This is a genomic window from Tellurirhabdus bombi (genome assembly GCF_021484805.1).
In the GTDB taxonomy this organism is placed as follows: domain Bacteria; phylum Bacteroidota; class Bacteroidia; order Cytophagales; family Spirosomataceae; genus Tellurirhabdus; species Tellurirhabdus bombi.
On the sequence record NZ_CP090557.1, the window covers coordinates 3,493,057 to 3,508,319 of the forward strand.

14 protein-coding genes and 1 tRNA gene are annotated in these 15,263 nt (G+C 51.4%); 2 read left to right on the forward strand and 13 right to left on the reverse strand.

The genetic code is table 11. The features are described 5' to 3' along the window. Nucleotides 1-3: 3 nt before the first annotated feature. Nucleotides 4-1,503: an LptF/LptG family permease gene (locus L0Y31_RS14860; protein WP_234737181.1), complete on the reverse strand. Its 1,500-nt coding sequence runs from the start codon at nt 1,501-1,503 to the stop codon at nt 4-6. Nucleotides 1,504-1,516: 13 nt separating this feature from the next. Further along, a complete protein-coding gene (locus L0Y31_RS14865) occupies nt 1,517-1,906 on the reverse strand; it encodes an START-like domain-containing protein (RefSeq protein WP_234733864.1) in 390 nt (129 codons plus the stop codon). A 147-nt stretch (nt 1,907-2,053) separates the two neighbouring features. Between L0Y31_RS14865 and L0Y31_RS14870 the strand changes: the two genes are divergently transcribed. Continuing rightward, nucleotides 2,054-2,127: transfer RNA gene (locus tag L0Y31_RS14870), tRNA-Met, on the forward strand. A 43-nt stretch (nt 2,128-2,170) separates the two neighbouring features. On the opposite strand, the gene holA is transcribed toward L0Y31_RS14870, so the two are convergent. From holA to L0Y31_RS14920, 10 genes are all read right to left on the reverse strand, one after another. After that, nucleotides 2,171-3,190: a DNA polymerase III subunit delta gene (gene holA, locus L0Y31_RS14875; RefSeq protein ID WP_234733865.1), complete on the reverse strand. Its 1,020-nt coding sequence runs from the start codon at nt 3,188-3,190 to the stop codon at nt 2,171-2,173. 79 nt (nt 3,191-3,269) lie between these two features. Then, the gene (locus tag L0Y31_RS14880) at nt 3,270-3,863 is read right to left on the reverse strand and encodes an acyl carrier protein phosphodiesterase (RefSeq protein WP_234733866.1); all 594 of its coding nucleotides are present in this window, start codon (nt 3,861-3,863) and stop codon (nt 3,270-3,272) included. A gap of 9 nt (nt 3,864-3,872) precedes the next feature. Then, on the reverse strand, nt 3,873-4,406 hold the full coding sequence (locus L0Y31_RS14885) for a deoxycytidylate deaminase (RefSeq protein ID WP_234733867.1): 534 nt from the start codon (nt 4,404-4,406) through the stop codon (nt 3,873-3,875). An 81-nt stretch (nt 4,407-4,487) separates the two neighbouring features. After that, entirely contained in the window at nt 4,488-5,822 is a 1,335-nt protein-coding gene (locus L0Y31_RS14890; RefSeq protein ID WP_234733868.1) for an ABC1 kinase family protein, read from the reverse strand. 151 nt (nt 5,823-5,973) lie between these two features. Further along, a complete protein-coding gene (locus tag L0Y31_RS14895) occupies nt 5,974-6,648 on the reverse strand; it encodes a TetR/AcrR family transcriptional regulator (RefSeq protein WP_234733869.1) in 675 nt (224 codons plus the stop codon). Between the two features lie 31 nt (nt 6,649-6,679). Next, nucleotides 6,680-7,171 (reverse strand): YajQ family cyclic di-GMP-binding protein, encoded by a 492-nt coding sequence (locus L0Y31_RS14900; protein WP_234733870.1) that lies wholly within the window; start codon nt 7,169-7,171, stop codon nt 6,680-6,682. A gap of 15 nt (nt 7,172-7,186) precedes the next feature. Continuing rightward, complete coding sequence (locus tag L0Y31_RS14905; protein WP_234733871.1) at nt 7,187-8,989, reverse strand: ComEC/Rec2 family competence protein; 1,803 nt, start codon at nt 8,987-8,989, stop codon at nt 7,187-7,189. Nucleotides 8,990-8,991: 2 nt separating this feature from the next. Further along, complete coding sequence (locus L0Y31_RS14910) at nt 8,992-9,441, reverse strand: GNAT family N-acetyltransferase (RefSeq protein WP_234733872.1); 450 nt, start codon at nt 9,439-9,441, stop codon at nt 8,992-8,994. A 13-nt stretch (nt 9,442-9,454) separates the two neighbouring features. Next, entirely contained in the window at nt 9,455-10,783 is a 1,329-nt protein-coding gene (locus L0Y31_RS14915) for a M43 family zinc metalloprotease (RefSeq protein WP_234733873.1), read from the reverse strand. Beyond that, the gene (locus tag L0Y31_RS14920) at nt 10,764-11,711 is read right to left on the reverse strand and encodes a PhoH family protein (protein WP_234733874.1); all 948 of its coding nucleotides are present in this window, start codon (nt 11,709-11,711) and stop codon (nt 10,764-10,766) included. The genes L0Y31_RS14915 and L0Y31_RS14920 overlap by 20 nt, the downstream gene beginning before the upstream one ends. Nucleotides 11,712-12,074: 363 nt before the next feature. Here L0Y31_RS14920 and dnaB point away from each other — a divergent pair, with 363 nt between their 5' ends. Further along, nucleotides 12,075-13,691, forward strand: coding sequence for a replicative DNA helicase (gene dnaB, locus L0Y31_RS14925; RefSeq protein ID WP_234733875.1), 1,617 nt, complete (start codon nt 12,075-12,077; stop codon nt 13,689-13,691). Between the two features lie 72 nt (nt 13,692-13,763). Here dnaB and rlmD read toward each other — a convergent pair whose 3' ends face one another. Then, entirely contained in the window at nt 13,764-15,209 is a 1,446-nt protein-coding gene (gene rlmD / locus L0Y31_RS14930; protein ID WP_234733876.1) for a 23S rRNA (uracil(1939)-C(5))-methyltransferase RlmD, read from the reverse strand. Between the last annotated feature and the right edge of the window lie 54 nt (nt 15,210-15,263).

Below are 15,263 nucleotides of genomic sequence, written 5' to 3' on the forward strand. Positions count from 1 at the left end.
TTTTCAGGCTAATTCCTCAACAGAGGCCGCTTTTTCAGGTAATTTTTTATTTTTCTTAAAATATCGTTTTTTGGTCTTTTCCCACCATATGGTATATACGTCCTTATCAAACAGGCGCGAATCATTGCGGGCCTTCTGAAGCAGGTAAAGCCCTATCGGCAACAAGCAGGCATTGGCCGCCCAGGCACCAATGGGCACCCACACGAGGCCTTCTTTAGCGTATTTATCCCCCGTCAGGGTCAATACATAAAGCAGAATGAAGAATAAAATAGACACCAGCACCGGCACCCCAAAGCCGCCCTTCTTAATAATGGCCCCCAAAGGCGCGCCGATTAAGAACATAATAAAGCAGGAAATGGCCTGGGTAAATTTGTGGTGACTCTCCAGTTCGTAGCGAAACAGCGTTTTTTTCTTTTCCCGCAGATAAACCTGGTTTGACTCGGCGTAAGAAAGGACATTTTTCGCCTGAGAAAGCGCCAAACCCGGAATTTCCTGCTGCACACTCGCCGCTACCGGCCGTGCCAGCAAGGAGTCAATCCATTTACCGGCTTTTACCGGCTTGACGTTGGCAATGGCTAAATCCGGCTTAAACTGATAGGTATAATATTGTTTCGAGGTGGCCGCCACACTGGCCTGCGACGCTTTCACCTCTTTATTGAGCGAGTCGGTCAGGATGGCCAGCTCGTTGAGGTTCTTCATGTATTCGTGGTACTGAAACTGCTGCTCATCGGTTCGTTTTAGCCCAAACGACTCCAGGCTGATGACCAGTTTATAATGCTTAAAGGAGTTGCGCATGAACTGGGCCATCTGATTGGAGCTCGTATACCGTGAGTTGTCCGAATACTCGGTGTAGTCATTGCCGTTGAACAACTCGAAGATCAGGTATTGTTTGTCCGCCGTGGTAAACATGCGCCCGGAATCGGCCAGAATAATCTCCCGGTTCCCCGTTTCCATGCCACTGTCCTGGTGCTTGTAGATCACCATGCGTTTCAGCGTATTTCCGTCCTTGGATTTTTCGTCGGCCTTGATGCTGTACCCCGGTAAGTCGTTGTAGAAAATGCCTTCTTTGAGGTTCAGCGTGGCTTTAGCCGATTTGATGTCCCACAGCAGGCTGTATCCTTTCAGGTTGGCCCACGGCGCTACTTTGTTGTTAAACCAAAAGGAAAAAACGCTAATTCCAAGGGCGACAACCAGCATGGGCCGCAGAATACGGGTCATGGAGATCCCGGCGCTTTTTAAGGCCGTTAATTCGAAGAACTCGCCCAGATTCCCAAACGTCATCAGCGATGACAGCAAGACCGCCAGGGGAAGCGCAATGGGAACGGTGTTGAGGCTGAAAAAGAAAATAACCTTGCCAAACGTGAGCAGATCGATGTCTTTGGAGACGAACTCGTCCACGTAAAACATCATCAACCGCATCAGGAAGATGAAAATAACTACACAAAGGGTCAGCACAAAAGGTCCCCAAAAGGACTTGAGCACCAGTTTATCGATTTTCTTCAGCACACCCGGTTTCTTAACTACCTACGATCTCTTTTAGCTTATCCATTAAACCGTTCCAAAGCGATTTAAGTTCGTCAATATCAGCGTTGGATGAGTAGTCGGTTACCCGCAGGAAGGTAGATTGCGTCAACTCACTTACATCAACCCGAAAATCGATGTAATTATTGTCTGACCGCTCCGTACCGTTTAAAAATTCAAAGCGAACACTTTTGTTCTGCCGCAGCGACACCTGGCGGGCGGGGTGACTTTCGCCATCCCAGTAGAAGTCATAGACGTGATCGGGCATCACATTCACTTTCGTCGCAAACCACTGCGAAAGGCCGGAAGCCGTACTGATATAAGGAAACAATACCTTAGGCGATGCCCTCAATTCGTATTCGGTAATGAATTTAAATTTTTCCATAGTCTTGCCGTAATTGATTGCTGCACCGATGAGAAACGGTCAGAAAACAAAGGTAGCAGAATTTTGAAATGGTCAAAATTCTGTTCCAAATCAAAATTTTTGTTGCACGAACCTATTTTTTTCCTACTTTTGCATCACCAAAATCAAGGCGGGGTAGCTCAGATGGTTAGAGCGCAGGATTCATAACCCTGAGGTCACGGGTTCGATTCCCGTCCCCGCTACAACGAAAAAGCCACTCTTAAGAGTGGCTTTTCTTTTTTTTAGTCAATGCAAGACATTGAAAACCAATTCTTTCAAAATTTCACCTTCGTTGATTGTCGGCGCATTGATTCCCTTACACAGGCCATCGGCCTGCCGGATGGCGTGAATGATGGCCGCCACTTTCCACAACGGATAGGCCCGTGCCGCCAGCATATAATCTTTGACAAAGTAGGGATTCACGCCCAATAAGGAAGCCAATCCTTTCTCCGATTGGTCCCGGGAAGCCTGCACCATCAACACTTTCGCAAAAAACTGGTACAATAAAATCAGCATTGGCGGTAGCGGATTGTCTTTGGGATTTCGGCTGAAATAATCGACAATCCGGTTGGACTTGACCACATCGCGTTGCGTCAGCGCTTTCTGCAACTCAAAAACATTGTATTCTTTGCTAATTCCGACCAACCGCTCCACCGTTTCGGCACTGATCTCCTCCCCCGGTTTCAAGTTAATCAATACTTTGTCAATCTCTCCGGCCAGTCGTTTCAGGTCATTCCCAATGTAATCGAACAGCATCTGGATGGCCTTCAGACTTACCTTGGCGTTCTGCTGCCGACAGTAATCGCCAATCCAGTTGGGCACTTTATCGTCGTAGAGGCGCTTCGACTGCAACAAAACGCCTTTCTGGGCAAAAGCCTTGGGCAACGACTTTCGCTCATCGAAAGCGCCTTTGTGGCACAGCACCAGTACCGTCGACGGCAAGGGCTTCAACACGTAATCTTCCAGCAGGTTTTGCGACGCTTTGTCTTTAAACCCACCAATATCCTGCGCCTCCTTGACCAAAACCAGTTGTCGGTCGCCCATAAAAGGGTACCGCCTGGCCATGTTTAACACCGCCCCGACATCGGTATCTTTTCCAAAAGCGATCAATTGATTAAACCCTTTTTCCGCTTCCGGCACAACCGCTTTTTCTAACTCATCCGCTATTTTATCAATATAATACGATTCATCGCCGTGCAGCAAATACACCGCAGCAAACTGTTTCTTTTTAATGTCTTTCAATAATTGGTCAATAGCGGGTGTCATTCCAGAAGTATGCTTGAAAATATTCAGTTTCGTTAAAACGGTAACCCACAGTTTGTTACCAAAAATCTAGCACTGTTAACTAATTGTCTACTAGCCACTGCCGAACCGCGGCCTTCAATTGCGGAAAGAACAACGCAAAACCCGATTCAAATGCCGCGTAATGCTGCCGCAAATCGTCGACGGCGGTATCCAGGTTAGAGGGGAAAGCCGTGCGGCGCGACATGCCCTTTAGCGACCGGTCAATGCCTTCCAGCGTGCGGTAGGCCGTCAGCCAATCCTGCTGAATCATGTAATCGGCCATGCGGTGGGCGGCCACCGGCAAGCTTTCCTGCCTCCGGCGAATTACCCCGTAGAAGTTCTGGACAAACCCTTCCAGTGGCTCATCCGCAAGCTGCGAAAACCGATTGGCCAGAAAATAATCGAAGAAAACATCAATGGCGGCCCCGGCATACTTCCGGCAGCGCGGCCTGACAATTATCCGTAATTCTTCAACAAGAGAGTGCGTATCCGTGAAGGAATCAATCTGCCGGTGCAGCCGAACACCCCGCTGTACCTCCACGGACAGTCCATGGCGCGGGTGGCCCGGGTCGCCTTTGATAAAGTCGGCGATGAAATTGCCAATCAGCAGATGTTCATCCCCTCCCGATAAAAAAGCGTGTGCTAAAATATTCATAATCGTTCCCTACAGATGCGGGTCGCCCGCGCGGCGGACCGGCTGCACAAAAGTCGCTTCGAAACCTTCCGAAGGACGGTACGCCTCTACTTCTACGCCAAATTTCCGCAGGAATTCAACGCCTTCATCCAGGGGAATTCCTTTGTAACGGGCGTAAGAATGCAGAAAAATCACTTTGGCAATTTTCATGCTGTAAATAATCCGGGCGCAGGAGATACAAGGCGAGAGCGTTACGTAGATCGTAGCCCCCTCTATGTCGGCTCCGTTCTTGGCCGCGTACAAGATCGCATTTTGCTCCGCGTGCAAAGCCAGGGAGCAGCTTCCTTTCGAATCGCGGGGGCAACCGACACCGGGAAATTCCTCGTCGCAGTTATGGGTTCCTGCGGGAGGTCCGTTATACCCAATCGAGATAATCCGGGTTTCTTTGGTCAATACGGCTCCAACCTGCGCTTTAATGCAGTGCGAACGCCGTGAGAGGTTTACGGCCAGTTCCATGAAAATATCATCAAAACGGGGCCGGGCATGAGTAGTTTCGGTGGTCATTAATTCAATCTACAGACGGTTTGCTTCTGGCCTTGCCTTTAAAAGCAGGCCAGAAGTCAAAGGTCAGCCTTAATCTTTGAATCAGTGCAATTCAGGCTCAAGATTTTTTGGTTTCAGCCAATCCGGGCGCTTCGTCACAATCCGGGCTTTCAATTCATTCAGCATGGAATAAAGCCCAAAATAGGTACGATTAATGTACAACCCGTGTTGCGAACCCCGCGCTACTTTCGAGTTTTTCAGCTCGTCTACCTTCGACAGGCTGTCGGCAAACGCATACACCCGATCAAAATAAGCATCGTCGCCAAAATCAAAAGTGGCGGCGTTGAAGGGTTCGCCCAGCATGGCGGTCATTTGCTTGAACAGATCGGTAAAGAATGCCTGCTCGCGGGGACTATCTTCCGATACGATAAACTCCAGGTTATGGAAAATTTCTCGCGTCAGCGCCTCATCCTCAAGTGTATCGCTATTGATGAGCCGGAAATAATTGTCGTAAAAAAACTCCGGAATCTCTTTAACGCAGCCAAAGTCAATTACGCCCAGGGTACCATCGGCCCGCATCAGAAAATTTCCCGGATGCGGATCGGCGTGCACCTGCCGCAAGTGGTGAATCTGAAAATCGTAGAAATCCCACAGCAATTGCCCCAGCTGATCGCGCACTTCCTGGGAGGGATTCGTTTTCAGAAAATCCCGCAAATGCAAGCCTTCCAGCCAGTCCATCGTCAGGATTCGTTTGCTGGACAATTCGGGGTAATAAACCGGAAAAACCAACCCCTCGATATGGGCGCAGGCTTCCGAGATGTGCACCGACCGGCGCAGTTCCAGTTCGTAATCCGTTTCCTCCAGCAATTTCGATTCCACTTCGCCCATGTACCGGTCAATGTCCCGCTCGTTGAGGCCCAGCAGCGAAATGGCCAGTGGTTTGGCAATCCGCAGGTCCGAACTCACCGAATCGGCCACGCCCGGATACTGCACCTTTACGGCCAGCTTCCTGCCTTCCTTCCAGGCCTGGTGTACCTGACCGATGGAAGCCGCATTGACCGAATTCATCTCGAACTGCTCAAAAAGCTGCTGGGGCGTCTTGCCGAAAGCCGTTTTGAAGGTTTTCACCACCAGGGGCCCCGACAGCGGCGGAGCCGAGTACTGCGACATGGTAAATTTATCGACGTAGGCACGCGGCAGAATGTTCCGGTCCATGCTCAACATCTGCGCCATCTTTAACGCGCTCCCCTTCAGTTCACTGAGGGCGTCGTAAATATCGGCGGCATTGTCTTTATGCAATTCATCCCTCGGCAAATCGGGCTGAACCAGCTTTTTGCTGTAATGCTTTATGTAGTTTCCACCGACTTTTATCCCGGCTTTCACAAACTGACTGGCCCGCGCAACCTTCGTCGTCGGAATATGATTTTGCGTCTTCATAGCGGATAAAATAAAGAGTGAAAGCGATAAAGGGTGAAAGAGCGAAGCTAGTCCACGCCTTTTCGCTTTTGTTCTTGGACAAAGACTGAATGCGATATAGGGGGAAAAGCGAAGCCAATTCACTCTTTATCACTTTCACTCTTTCGCTCTTTTACCTGTTTTGGTACATGAATTTGGCCAGGTCAAAAAGCGAGTCCAGCGGCGAACGGCCAATAAGATCGAAAGCGGTATTCACGGATTTTTCGATGGCCGTGTCGGTTTTCTCGAAGCCTTTGCTAACGTCGTTGATCCAGAAATCGAGCAGAAGAAGCGTCTGGGTCCAAAGTCCATCGGCGTACCGATTGGACAGAAAAGGACGCGGCTCTACCTCTTTGCTTTCGCGCCCTTCGGCCAGCAAATCCCGGGAAAAGTCGTAGAAGGCTTCTTTGAATGGTTTCCAGACGGACGAGGCCATCCAGCGTTGCCCCAGCCGCCCCGCTAACGGAGATCCCCGCTGGGCACTCGTTTCCCGGATTCGTCCGTAGCTAAAGACAAAGAAGCTGCGCTGTCCTTTGAGGACTTCAATCCAGGTGTAATAAAAGGCGAGTAGTTTTTCCCGTACCGAATACGTCTGGTACACGTCGTCTCCTTCTACCGTCTGCCGGGCTTGCGTAAAAGCCGCCAGCCAAATGTCGGCTTCAATGGCTTCGAAGGACGGATAGTGTTCGTAGAACTCTCCTTCAGTGATTTTCTGTTTTTTTGCAAACTGGTATACGGACGGCGGAGGGGTGCCGTGTTCCAGCACGTATTCTGTATAGGCTTTACGGATTTTTTCCAGTTTTTCCATATAAGGAAAACGTACCGTTTCACTAAAAAGTTTAGCTTTTCATGTTGACAAATTGCAGCGGAACTTCTTCTACCGAACGACGCAACAGCGCAATGACCGCTTGCAGCTCATCGATTTTTTTACTGCTGACCCGAACCTGGTCCTCCATCGCCTGAGCCGTTACTTTAGGATACTGGTCTTTAATGATTTTCAGTACTTTACGCTGCTGGTCTTTGTCCAATCCCTGCCGTACTTTCAGGTCTTTACGCAGCCGGCTGCCCGCAGGCGTTGCGTCCACGCTAAAATCCAGACAGCGACCATCCAGCCCTTGTTTCACAATTCGGGTCAATAAAATATCCTCGATCGATTTCAGATTCATTTCGTTATCCGTCTCAATCCGGATGTTTGGCGCTTTTTTGTCCAGTTCAACCGTGGTTTTGCTGCTGCGCAAATCGTATCGGGTCCCGATTTCTTTGACGGCGACGTTTACCGCATTGTCTAACGTTTGCAGATCTACTTTACTGACGATATCAAATGATGCCATACTTAACTAGCAGAATTAATGGGACGGCAAAGATAAACGGATAAATGTAATGGCCTCCACCGGAACGCCCAAGCTATCGTACGTTCCCTGAAGATTAAACGAAAATTCTTTACTCCCAACGGTCAACGGCTTTTCGGAGAAAATTGTTGCCGACCGTCCCCGCACCTGCGCCACCACCGTATTGCGGGGCACGGCGTGCACGATGGTCAGCCGCTGCCGGTTCTGCGCCTGGTGGGTCCAGCTAACCGATGCCATCAGGAAACTACCACAGCCCAAAGCTCCCCATAACCACGCCTTCTTTCGCTCCGTAAGCAGAACGATAAGCGACAGCAGCAAAGCCGACAACAACGCAAGCTCCAGCGGCGTCAGCACCAGACCCTTCAGAACGGAATAAGGCAGTTTTTCGGTCAGTAAAATGCTTTGGTTTAGCGCCCACATAGCCGCGTAAACCCCCATGCCGAGCAACATGGAAAGAAGCGGAATCCAGCTAACTGCCAGCAAAGCCATCGCCAGGATTAAAACCAGCGACGAAAGCGGAATCACCAGCGGGTTGGCCAGCCAGAAATACGTAGGAAACTGGTGAAAATAATAGACGCTCAGCGGAAACGTGGCCAACTGCGCTACCAAAGCCACGGAGGTTATTTTCCACAGCGAGTCGACCCAGTAGTTTTCAAATCTTAACGACTGGTACAGGGGCCGCTGCCACAAGGTTAGCCCACCTACCGCCAGGTAAGACAGTTGAAAACCCGCCGTTGTAATGGCGAATGGATCAATCAACAAAATGAGAAACGCCGATGCCGCCAGCGTGTTGATCATGGTGTGCTTTCGGTTCAATACCTGGCCCAGCAATATGAGGCTGAACATAAACGCCGAACGCAGCACGGGGGCCGAAAAACCCGTCATCAGCGCATAAAACCAAAGCAGGCCAAGCATCAGGGCAAAAAAGACGTATCGTCCTTTGTCGTGGTTTTTCAGAAACCCAAGCAGAAACGTCAGGGCAGCAAAAAGTACCCCCACATGCAGACCCGATACCGAAAGAACATGCACGGCCCCGGCGGCGGAATACGCCTGCTGCAACTCTGGATCGATGGAATCACGAACGCCCAGAATCATGGCTTTCACGATGGCAAACTCCTGGCCTGTTCCCACATGGTGCGTAAATACACTGTCCGCCCAGGCATTCACCGTAAACGCCAGCGCAGTCAGGCGAGAAGCGGGCGCGTAGCCGATCACCTGCCGGTCGGCGGGCCGCACGTACTGCTGGTGATAAATCTGCCGATGCGCCAGAAAGCGTTTGTAATTAAACTGACCGGGATTTCGAGGCGGGTCCACCGCTTTGGGACTTCCTCTAATCAGCCAGACATCGCCGTAGCGCGGTTTCTGGGCGACGTTTTTATCCAGATACACCAATACCGTTCCGCTCGCGGTCTGCCAGGAACTGTCGGTACGCACCCGCCGCACCGATACTTCCAGCCGAAAGGTTTTTTCCCGCTGTTCAGCCTGCGTATTGACCACCCCTTCGTAGGCCCGAATCGGTTGCTGGCTGTGCGTCAAATTGGTTGGATCGTTGGAAGCGGTATGCCGATAGGTCACTAACCAGCCTAATCCAGCCAGAAAAATCAACCCACTCAGTCCGCTCACCAGCCGCCCAAAGCTCCCCTTTCGCTGGAACAAGGCAGTCACTAGGAAGCTGCCGCCACTTACGCCCGTCAGAATCAACGCAAGCGAGAAATTGTCTTTTTTGTACAAGCATACTATAATACCTATACTTAAAGCGGTAACATACCGCACAAACGGATAAGCAGACCACCGATGCATGTTTAGATGGGATAAGCCGAGGAAGGTAATACCATTTTATAGTGCTGGATGCCACACTCGTCGAATTGCTCGCCCACGGCCTTGAAGCCAAAAGACGCGTAGAGGGGCATGGCCGTAATTTGGGCGTGCAGGTAAATTTTTTCGATGGGTTCCGGTTGCAGGCTAAATACATCGTCCAGTACGGCTTTGACCAGGGCCCGGCCTACGCCTTTGCCCCTGAATGCACGCAGAACTGCGAAACGCTCCAGTTTAATGCCGTTGGAAGTGGAACGCCAGCGGGCCGTTCCGCAGGGTTCTCCCTCGCACCAGGCCATAAAGTGACGGCTGCTGTTCTCGTATTCATCGTATTCGTCTTCCGCCGCAACCTGCTGTTCATTAACAAAAACAGCCTCCCGAATGGCAAAGACCTTTTTTAAATCATCGGGCTGGGTAACCTGAGTAACTGCAATCATACCGCTAAATGGTTCAATGGATCAGCAATCGCCGCGTAATTGTTTCCTTGCCCTTTGTTACTTTAACCAGATAAACGCCATTCTTAAACGTATGTAACGGCAAATCAATGGCTGAGCTGGGGGAATCGGTGTATTGCTGCGCACTAACTTGTCGCCCCAGAAGATCAAAAATGCCGACCGTGAAGGTGCTCAGGCCCGAAAACAAAACTTCCAGCGTTGTCTTCTCGTTTTTCGAATTGGGATTGGGCGACAGATTCACCGTCAACTGCTCGGGTTGGGGCAAAACCGTCACCGACCGGATCAGCCGGGCCCGCCGGGGGCTCGCTTCCAGGACGGCGCGCATCCGTTCGGCCTGGTTTTTGGTAAACAGGTTCATGCAGCCGTCCGGTGAATAGTCCAGGTAATTCTCGATCTGATTCCGGGTCCGCACGCCGTTGCAGGTCGAAAACCGTTCGGTACATTGGGTAGTTTGGTTCGGGCTCTCCGTGGGAGGCGTGTCTTCGCAATAATCCTCCCCACAATATGCATCGCCCCAGGTGTGCAGCAAGCCCAGCCAGTGGCCTATTTCGTGCGTTGCCGTTCGCCCGTAGAGATATGTGGGATTGGTTACGGTCCCGGTTGCATTTCCAAAGTTCTTGTAATCGATGATAACGCCATCGGTCAGTTCATTGCGTTCGCCGCTTATGCCCGGAATGGCCGGAGCCGTCGGAAACTGGGAATAGCCCAAATAATCGTTTCGCAGCGGGGCAACCCAAAGATTCAGGTAACGGTCGCTGGGCCAGTAGGCAATCTGCGACAGCAACAAATCGTCCTGGTAAATATCAAACGTACTTTGCTGGGGGTAATAATGCCGGGTAATGCCCGTCGAGGTGTTCCCACTGGGATCGAGCTTCGCCAGCACAAACTCAATGCCGGTATCCGCTCCCACCGGGTTGGTGTTAAAGCCACGGGTTCCTTCCCGTCGGCGGTAATCGTCGTTCAGTACCTGAATCTGGGAAATGATCTGCTCATCCGAAATGTTGGGATTATTGGCACCGCCTACCGTTCCAGCCGCGTTGTTGTGGACCACGTGCACCACCACCGGAATCCGGTACGTTACTTCGCCTACCCGCGCCCCTGATTTAGTGGCCGCTTTCTGGCGAAGCACGCCCTGAATCAGTTCATTCAATCGCTTTTGATCGGCCACCCGGTGGGGGTCACGCTGGCGAAGAAGCTGTTCATAAATGGCGGTCCCGCAACGCTGCGGGACCGCCTCCGTAGACAAAGACTGCGCCCTGGCCGTCAGAATTGACAACGCAAAGCACAGTCCTGTCCAAAATGCACTATTTTTCGGAGCGTTCATACGCTGAGATGATCTCTTTCACGAGCCGGTGCCGAACCACGTCGCGTCCGTCGAGCTCCACAAAGGCTATACCGTTGATGTCTTTCAAAATTTCAACCGCTTCAATGAGACCAGAACGCTGGTTTTTTGGTAAGTCAACCTGCGAGCGGTCACCCGTTATGATGGCTTTCGAGGTAGGACCCATCCGCGTCAAAAACATTTTCATCTGCATCGGCGTCGTATTCTGCGCCTCATCGAGTAAGATAAATGCGTGATTGAGCGTTCGTCCGCGCATGTAAGCCAGCGGCGCAATTTCGATAATCCGGTTCTCAATGTAAAATTTGAGTTTTTCCGCCGGGATCATGTCATCAAGCGCGTCATAAATCGGCCGCAGATACGGATCGATTTTCTCTTTCAGATCACCCGGCAAAAAACCAAGGTTTTCGCCCGCTTCAACGGCTGGCCGGGTAATGATGATTTTCCGAACCTCTTTGTTTTTCAAAGCCCGGACCGCCAGCGCAACGGCCGTGTACGTTTTCCCCGTCCCCGCCGGTCCAACCGCAAAAACAAGGTCATACTTGGCCGCCGTATCGACTAATTTCTGCTGATTAGCCGTTTTGGCCCGCACAATAACTCCTTTGGTTCCATACACCAGCACGTCATCGTCGGTTGGCTCCGTTGGGGCCGAAGCCGCGTCAGGCCGATTCAGGAAACTGCGCACATGCTCATTCGTCAGTTTGCCATAGCGCAGGTAATGCTCCAGCAACGAGTCCAGGATGTCCGTAATGCGGGTAATTTCGGGGGTTGTTCCTTTGATTCGGATTTCGTTTCCCCGCGAAATAATTTTACTCATCGGAAAGGCCGCCGCCACTTCCTTGATGTTGTTATTCTCGACACCTAGAAAGTCTATCAGTGACACATTGTCGAGTGTAATTACTTTTTCAACCAAATCGGTTCAATAGGTTTGAGGTGATACAAATGTTTTTGCCGGATCAAATTCCGGTAATTCCTTTAAGTATACAACAATTTTTCCAATAAATTATTTCCACGTCGTAGCGCAAATTGCAACTAATTTCGCACCGGGGACACGCTGAACCACGCCGGCTGGTTTTCTCTTTTCGCGGACGAAGCCATTTAATAAAAGTACTTGGGTATTTCTCAAAAAATAGCCGGCTGCGCGCAAATATTTTGCTAAAAATATAGTTTGTTTACATACAGACAGTTAGCGTTGTTGCTCGTCCAAGAGAATTGAATCCGGGGCACAATGGCATTTCTATTTCTTGCCCTTAATGGTTATACTTGCACTAACCTTATGGAAAACGGACGTCCCAATAACTCCCCTTACCGAAAGACTCCCGGCTCAATTCGCGACCGCCGAATGTCCGACGGAACCAATCAATACCTGGCCCCAACCGGATTCGGCAAGCTACCTCCACAGGCGCTGGATCTGGAAGAAGCGGTGCTGGGCGCGTTGATGATTGAAAAAGATGCGCTCTCCGCAGTCGTTGATATTCTGAAACCCGATAGTTTTTATAAAGAAGCACACCAGCGGATTTATAATGCCATTCTGACCCTTTTTGGAAACTCAGAACCAGTTGACCTGCTGACGGTGAAAACCCAGCTGGCCAAAAGTGGTGATCTGGAGATCGCGGGCGGGGCGGGCTACATCGTTGAGCTGACGGGCAAAATTGCGTCGGCGGCCAACATCGAATACCACGCCCGGGTCATTGCCGAAGCAGCCATCAAACGGGCGCTGATTTCGGCGGCTACCGAAATTCTGCGGGACGCGTACGAAGACTCCCAGGATGTCTTTAACCTCCTCGACCGGGTTGAACAAGAGCTTTTCCGGATTTCCGAGTCCAACATCCGGAAGAACTACGCCGACATGGGCAGCATCATGCGGATGGCCTTGGACGAACTGGAACAAAAGAAAAACAACCGCGACGGCTTAACGGGCGTTCCTTCTGGATTCAGCGCCCTCGACCGCGTCACGGCGGGCTGGCAACGCTCCGAACTCATCATCCTGGCTGCCCGGCCTGGTATGGGTAAAACCGCCTTTGTGGTCAGTGCCCTGCGCAACGCCGCCGTTGACTTTGGCCAGCCCGTTGCCATTTTCTCCCTAGAGATGTCGTCGGTGCAGCTCGTCAATCGGTTGATTTCGGCGGAAGCGGAAATTGACAGTGAAAAAATCAAAAAAGGCAATTTGGCCCCGCACGAATGGGCGCAGTTGCACCATAAAATTCAGCGCCTCACGGAAGCGCCCATTTTCATTGACGACACCCCAGCCCTGTCCATTCTGGAGCTACGGGCCAAGTGCCGCCGTCTGAAAGCCCAGCACGACATTCAAATGGTGGTTATTGACTACCTGCAGCTCATGTCGGGCGATTCGAGTAAGGGAACTGGCAACCGGGAGCAGGAAATCGCCTCGATTTCGCGGGCGCTCAAAAACCTGGCGAAGGAACTAAACGTGCCTGTCATTGCCCTGTCGCAGTTGAGCCGGGCCGTGGAAACGCGGGGTGGCGACAAGAAACCTCAACTTTCTGACCTTCGGGAATCGGGGTCTATTGAGCAGGATGCCGATATGGTTATCTTCTTATACCGTCCTGAATACTATGGAATTACGGCCGATGAAGCAGGTAACCCAACCACCAGCATGGGCGAAGTCATTATGGCTAAAAACCGGAGTGGTTCGCTGGATACAGTGCAGCTGCGGTTTATCGGTAAATACACCAAATTTGCGGACATGGATGGGTATTTCATGCCGCCGACCAACCCCGCCAGTCCTTTCGGGCCATCTGGCGGCTTTGACAACAACACGTCCGGTTTGAGTAATTTTGAGAGCGGTGGCGGCGGCATTATCAAAAGCAAGGCCAATAATCTTTCCGGTGGCTTTGGCAACATCGACCCGAACCAGCCGACTCCGTTTTAAGGAAGAATAGCCCTAAAAAAAAGCGTGACGAACTTTATAATCAGTTCGTCACGCTTTTTTGTTTTTAAGCCTTTAGCTTCGTTTCTCCAGCACGGCAATGTTTTCTACGTGGTGCGTGTGGGGGAACATATCCACCGGTTGCACGTCTTTTACCTGATACAACTCGTCCAGAATCGCCAAATCACGGGCCTGCGTAGCCGAGTTGCAGCTTACGTACACAATCCGTTGCGGCGCAGCCACCAACAGGTTACGCGTTACCGCTTCGTCCATGCCCGCACGCGGCGGATCGGTAATCACCACGTCCGGGCGTCCGTATTTGCCGAATAATTCCGGCGTGAGTAGTTTTTGCATGTCCCCCGCCAGAAACTCCGCGTTGGTGATGTTGTTCACCTGGGCGTTGATCCGGGCATCTTCCACGGCGGCCTCGACGTATTCGATGCCCAGCACCCGTTTGGCCTGACGCGCCACGAACAGCGCAATGGTACCGGTACCGGTATACAAGTCATACACCAACTCATTGCCCGTCAGGCCCGCCCATTCCCGCGTAACGGCGTACAGGCGATTGGCCTGCTCGGTATTGGTCTGGTAGAACGACTTGGGGCCAATGCGGAACGTCAGCGGTTGCCCGCTGCTGTCTTCCATCTGCTCCTCCATGTAGGGCTTTCCGTGAGCCGTAATGACCTGCTGGTCCTGATAGGAGTCATTTTTTTTGGTATTGATGATGTAATTCAGCGATGTAATGGTCGGAAAAGACCGGATCAAAAACGCCAGAATGCCGTCGAGCCATTCGGGTTTATCATACGCCACCTGCACCGTTACCATCAATTGCCCGTTGGAGGCCGTTCGGATAATCAGCGTCCGCAGATACCCTTCGTGCGTTTTGAGGTTATACATCGTCAAGTCGTTCCGAATGGCGTAATCAGCCACGGCCAGACGGATGGCGTTGGACGGATCCGGTTGCAGATAGCAATGCTCGATGGGCAATACTTTATCAAACCGCTTCGGCACGTGGAAACCGACGACGCGCTTCTCCAACTGCACGCCTGAGCGAATGTCGGCATCGGTCAGCCAACGGCCTTCGGTGCACGTAAATTCAAGTTTGTTGCGGTAATACGTGGTCGATTGAGACGGCATGGTGGGCCGGATTTCCGGCAATTCGACTTTACCAATGCGCGTCAGGTGATCAACCACCTGCTGGCGCTTGAAACGCAGTTGCTCGTCGTATTGAATATGCTGCCATTTACAGCCCCCACACAAGCCAAAGTGCGGACAAAACGGTTCTGCCCGAATCTCCGAATAATTATGTATCCGCTCGACAATGGCTTCCCGGTATTGCTTTTTCTTATTGACAACCAGCAGGTCTACCACATCGCCGGGGGCAGCCACGGGTCCGCCCGGACGGGTCTCAACAAAAATAACCCCTTCGGGCGTCCGCACCAGGCATTTCCCTTCTGCGGCTACATCATCTATTTGAACTCCTGTTAGTCGCTCTTCTGTTTTATTGTGTTTCCTACGCATACTCCTCAAAAATTCCGTAAATTAAGCACGCCTTAGCCGCAACTCCAATTATTA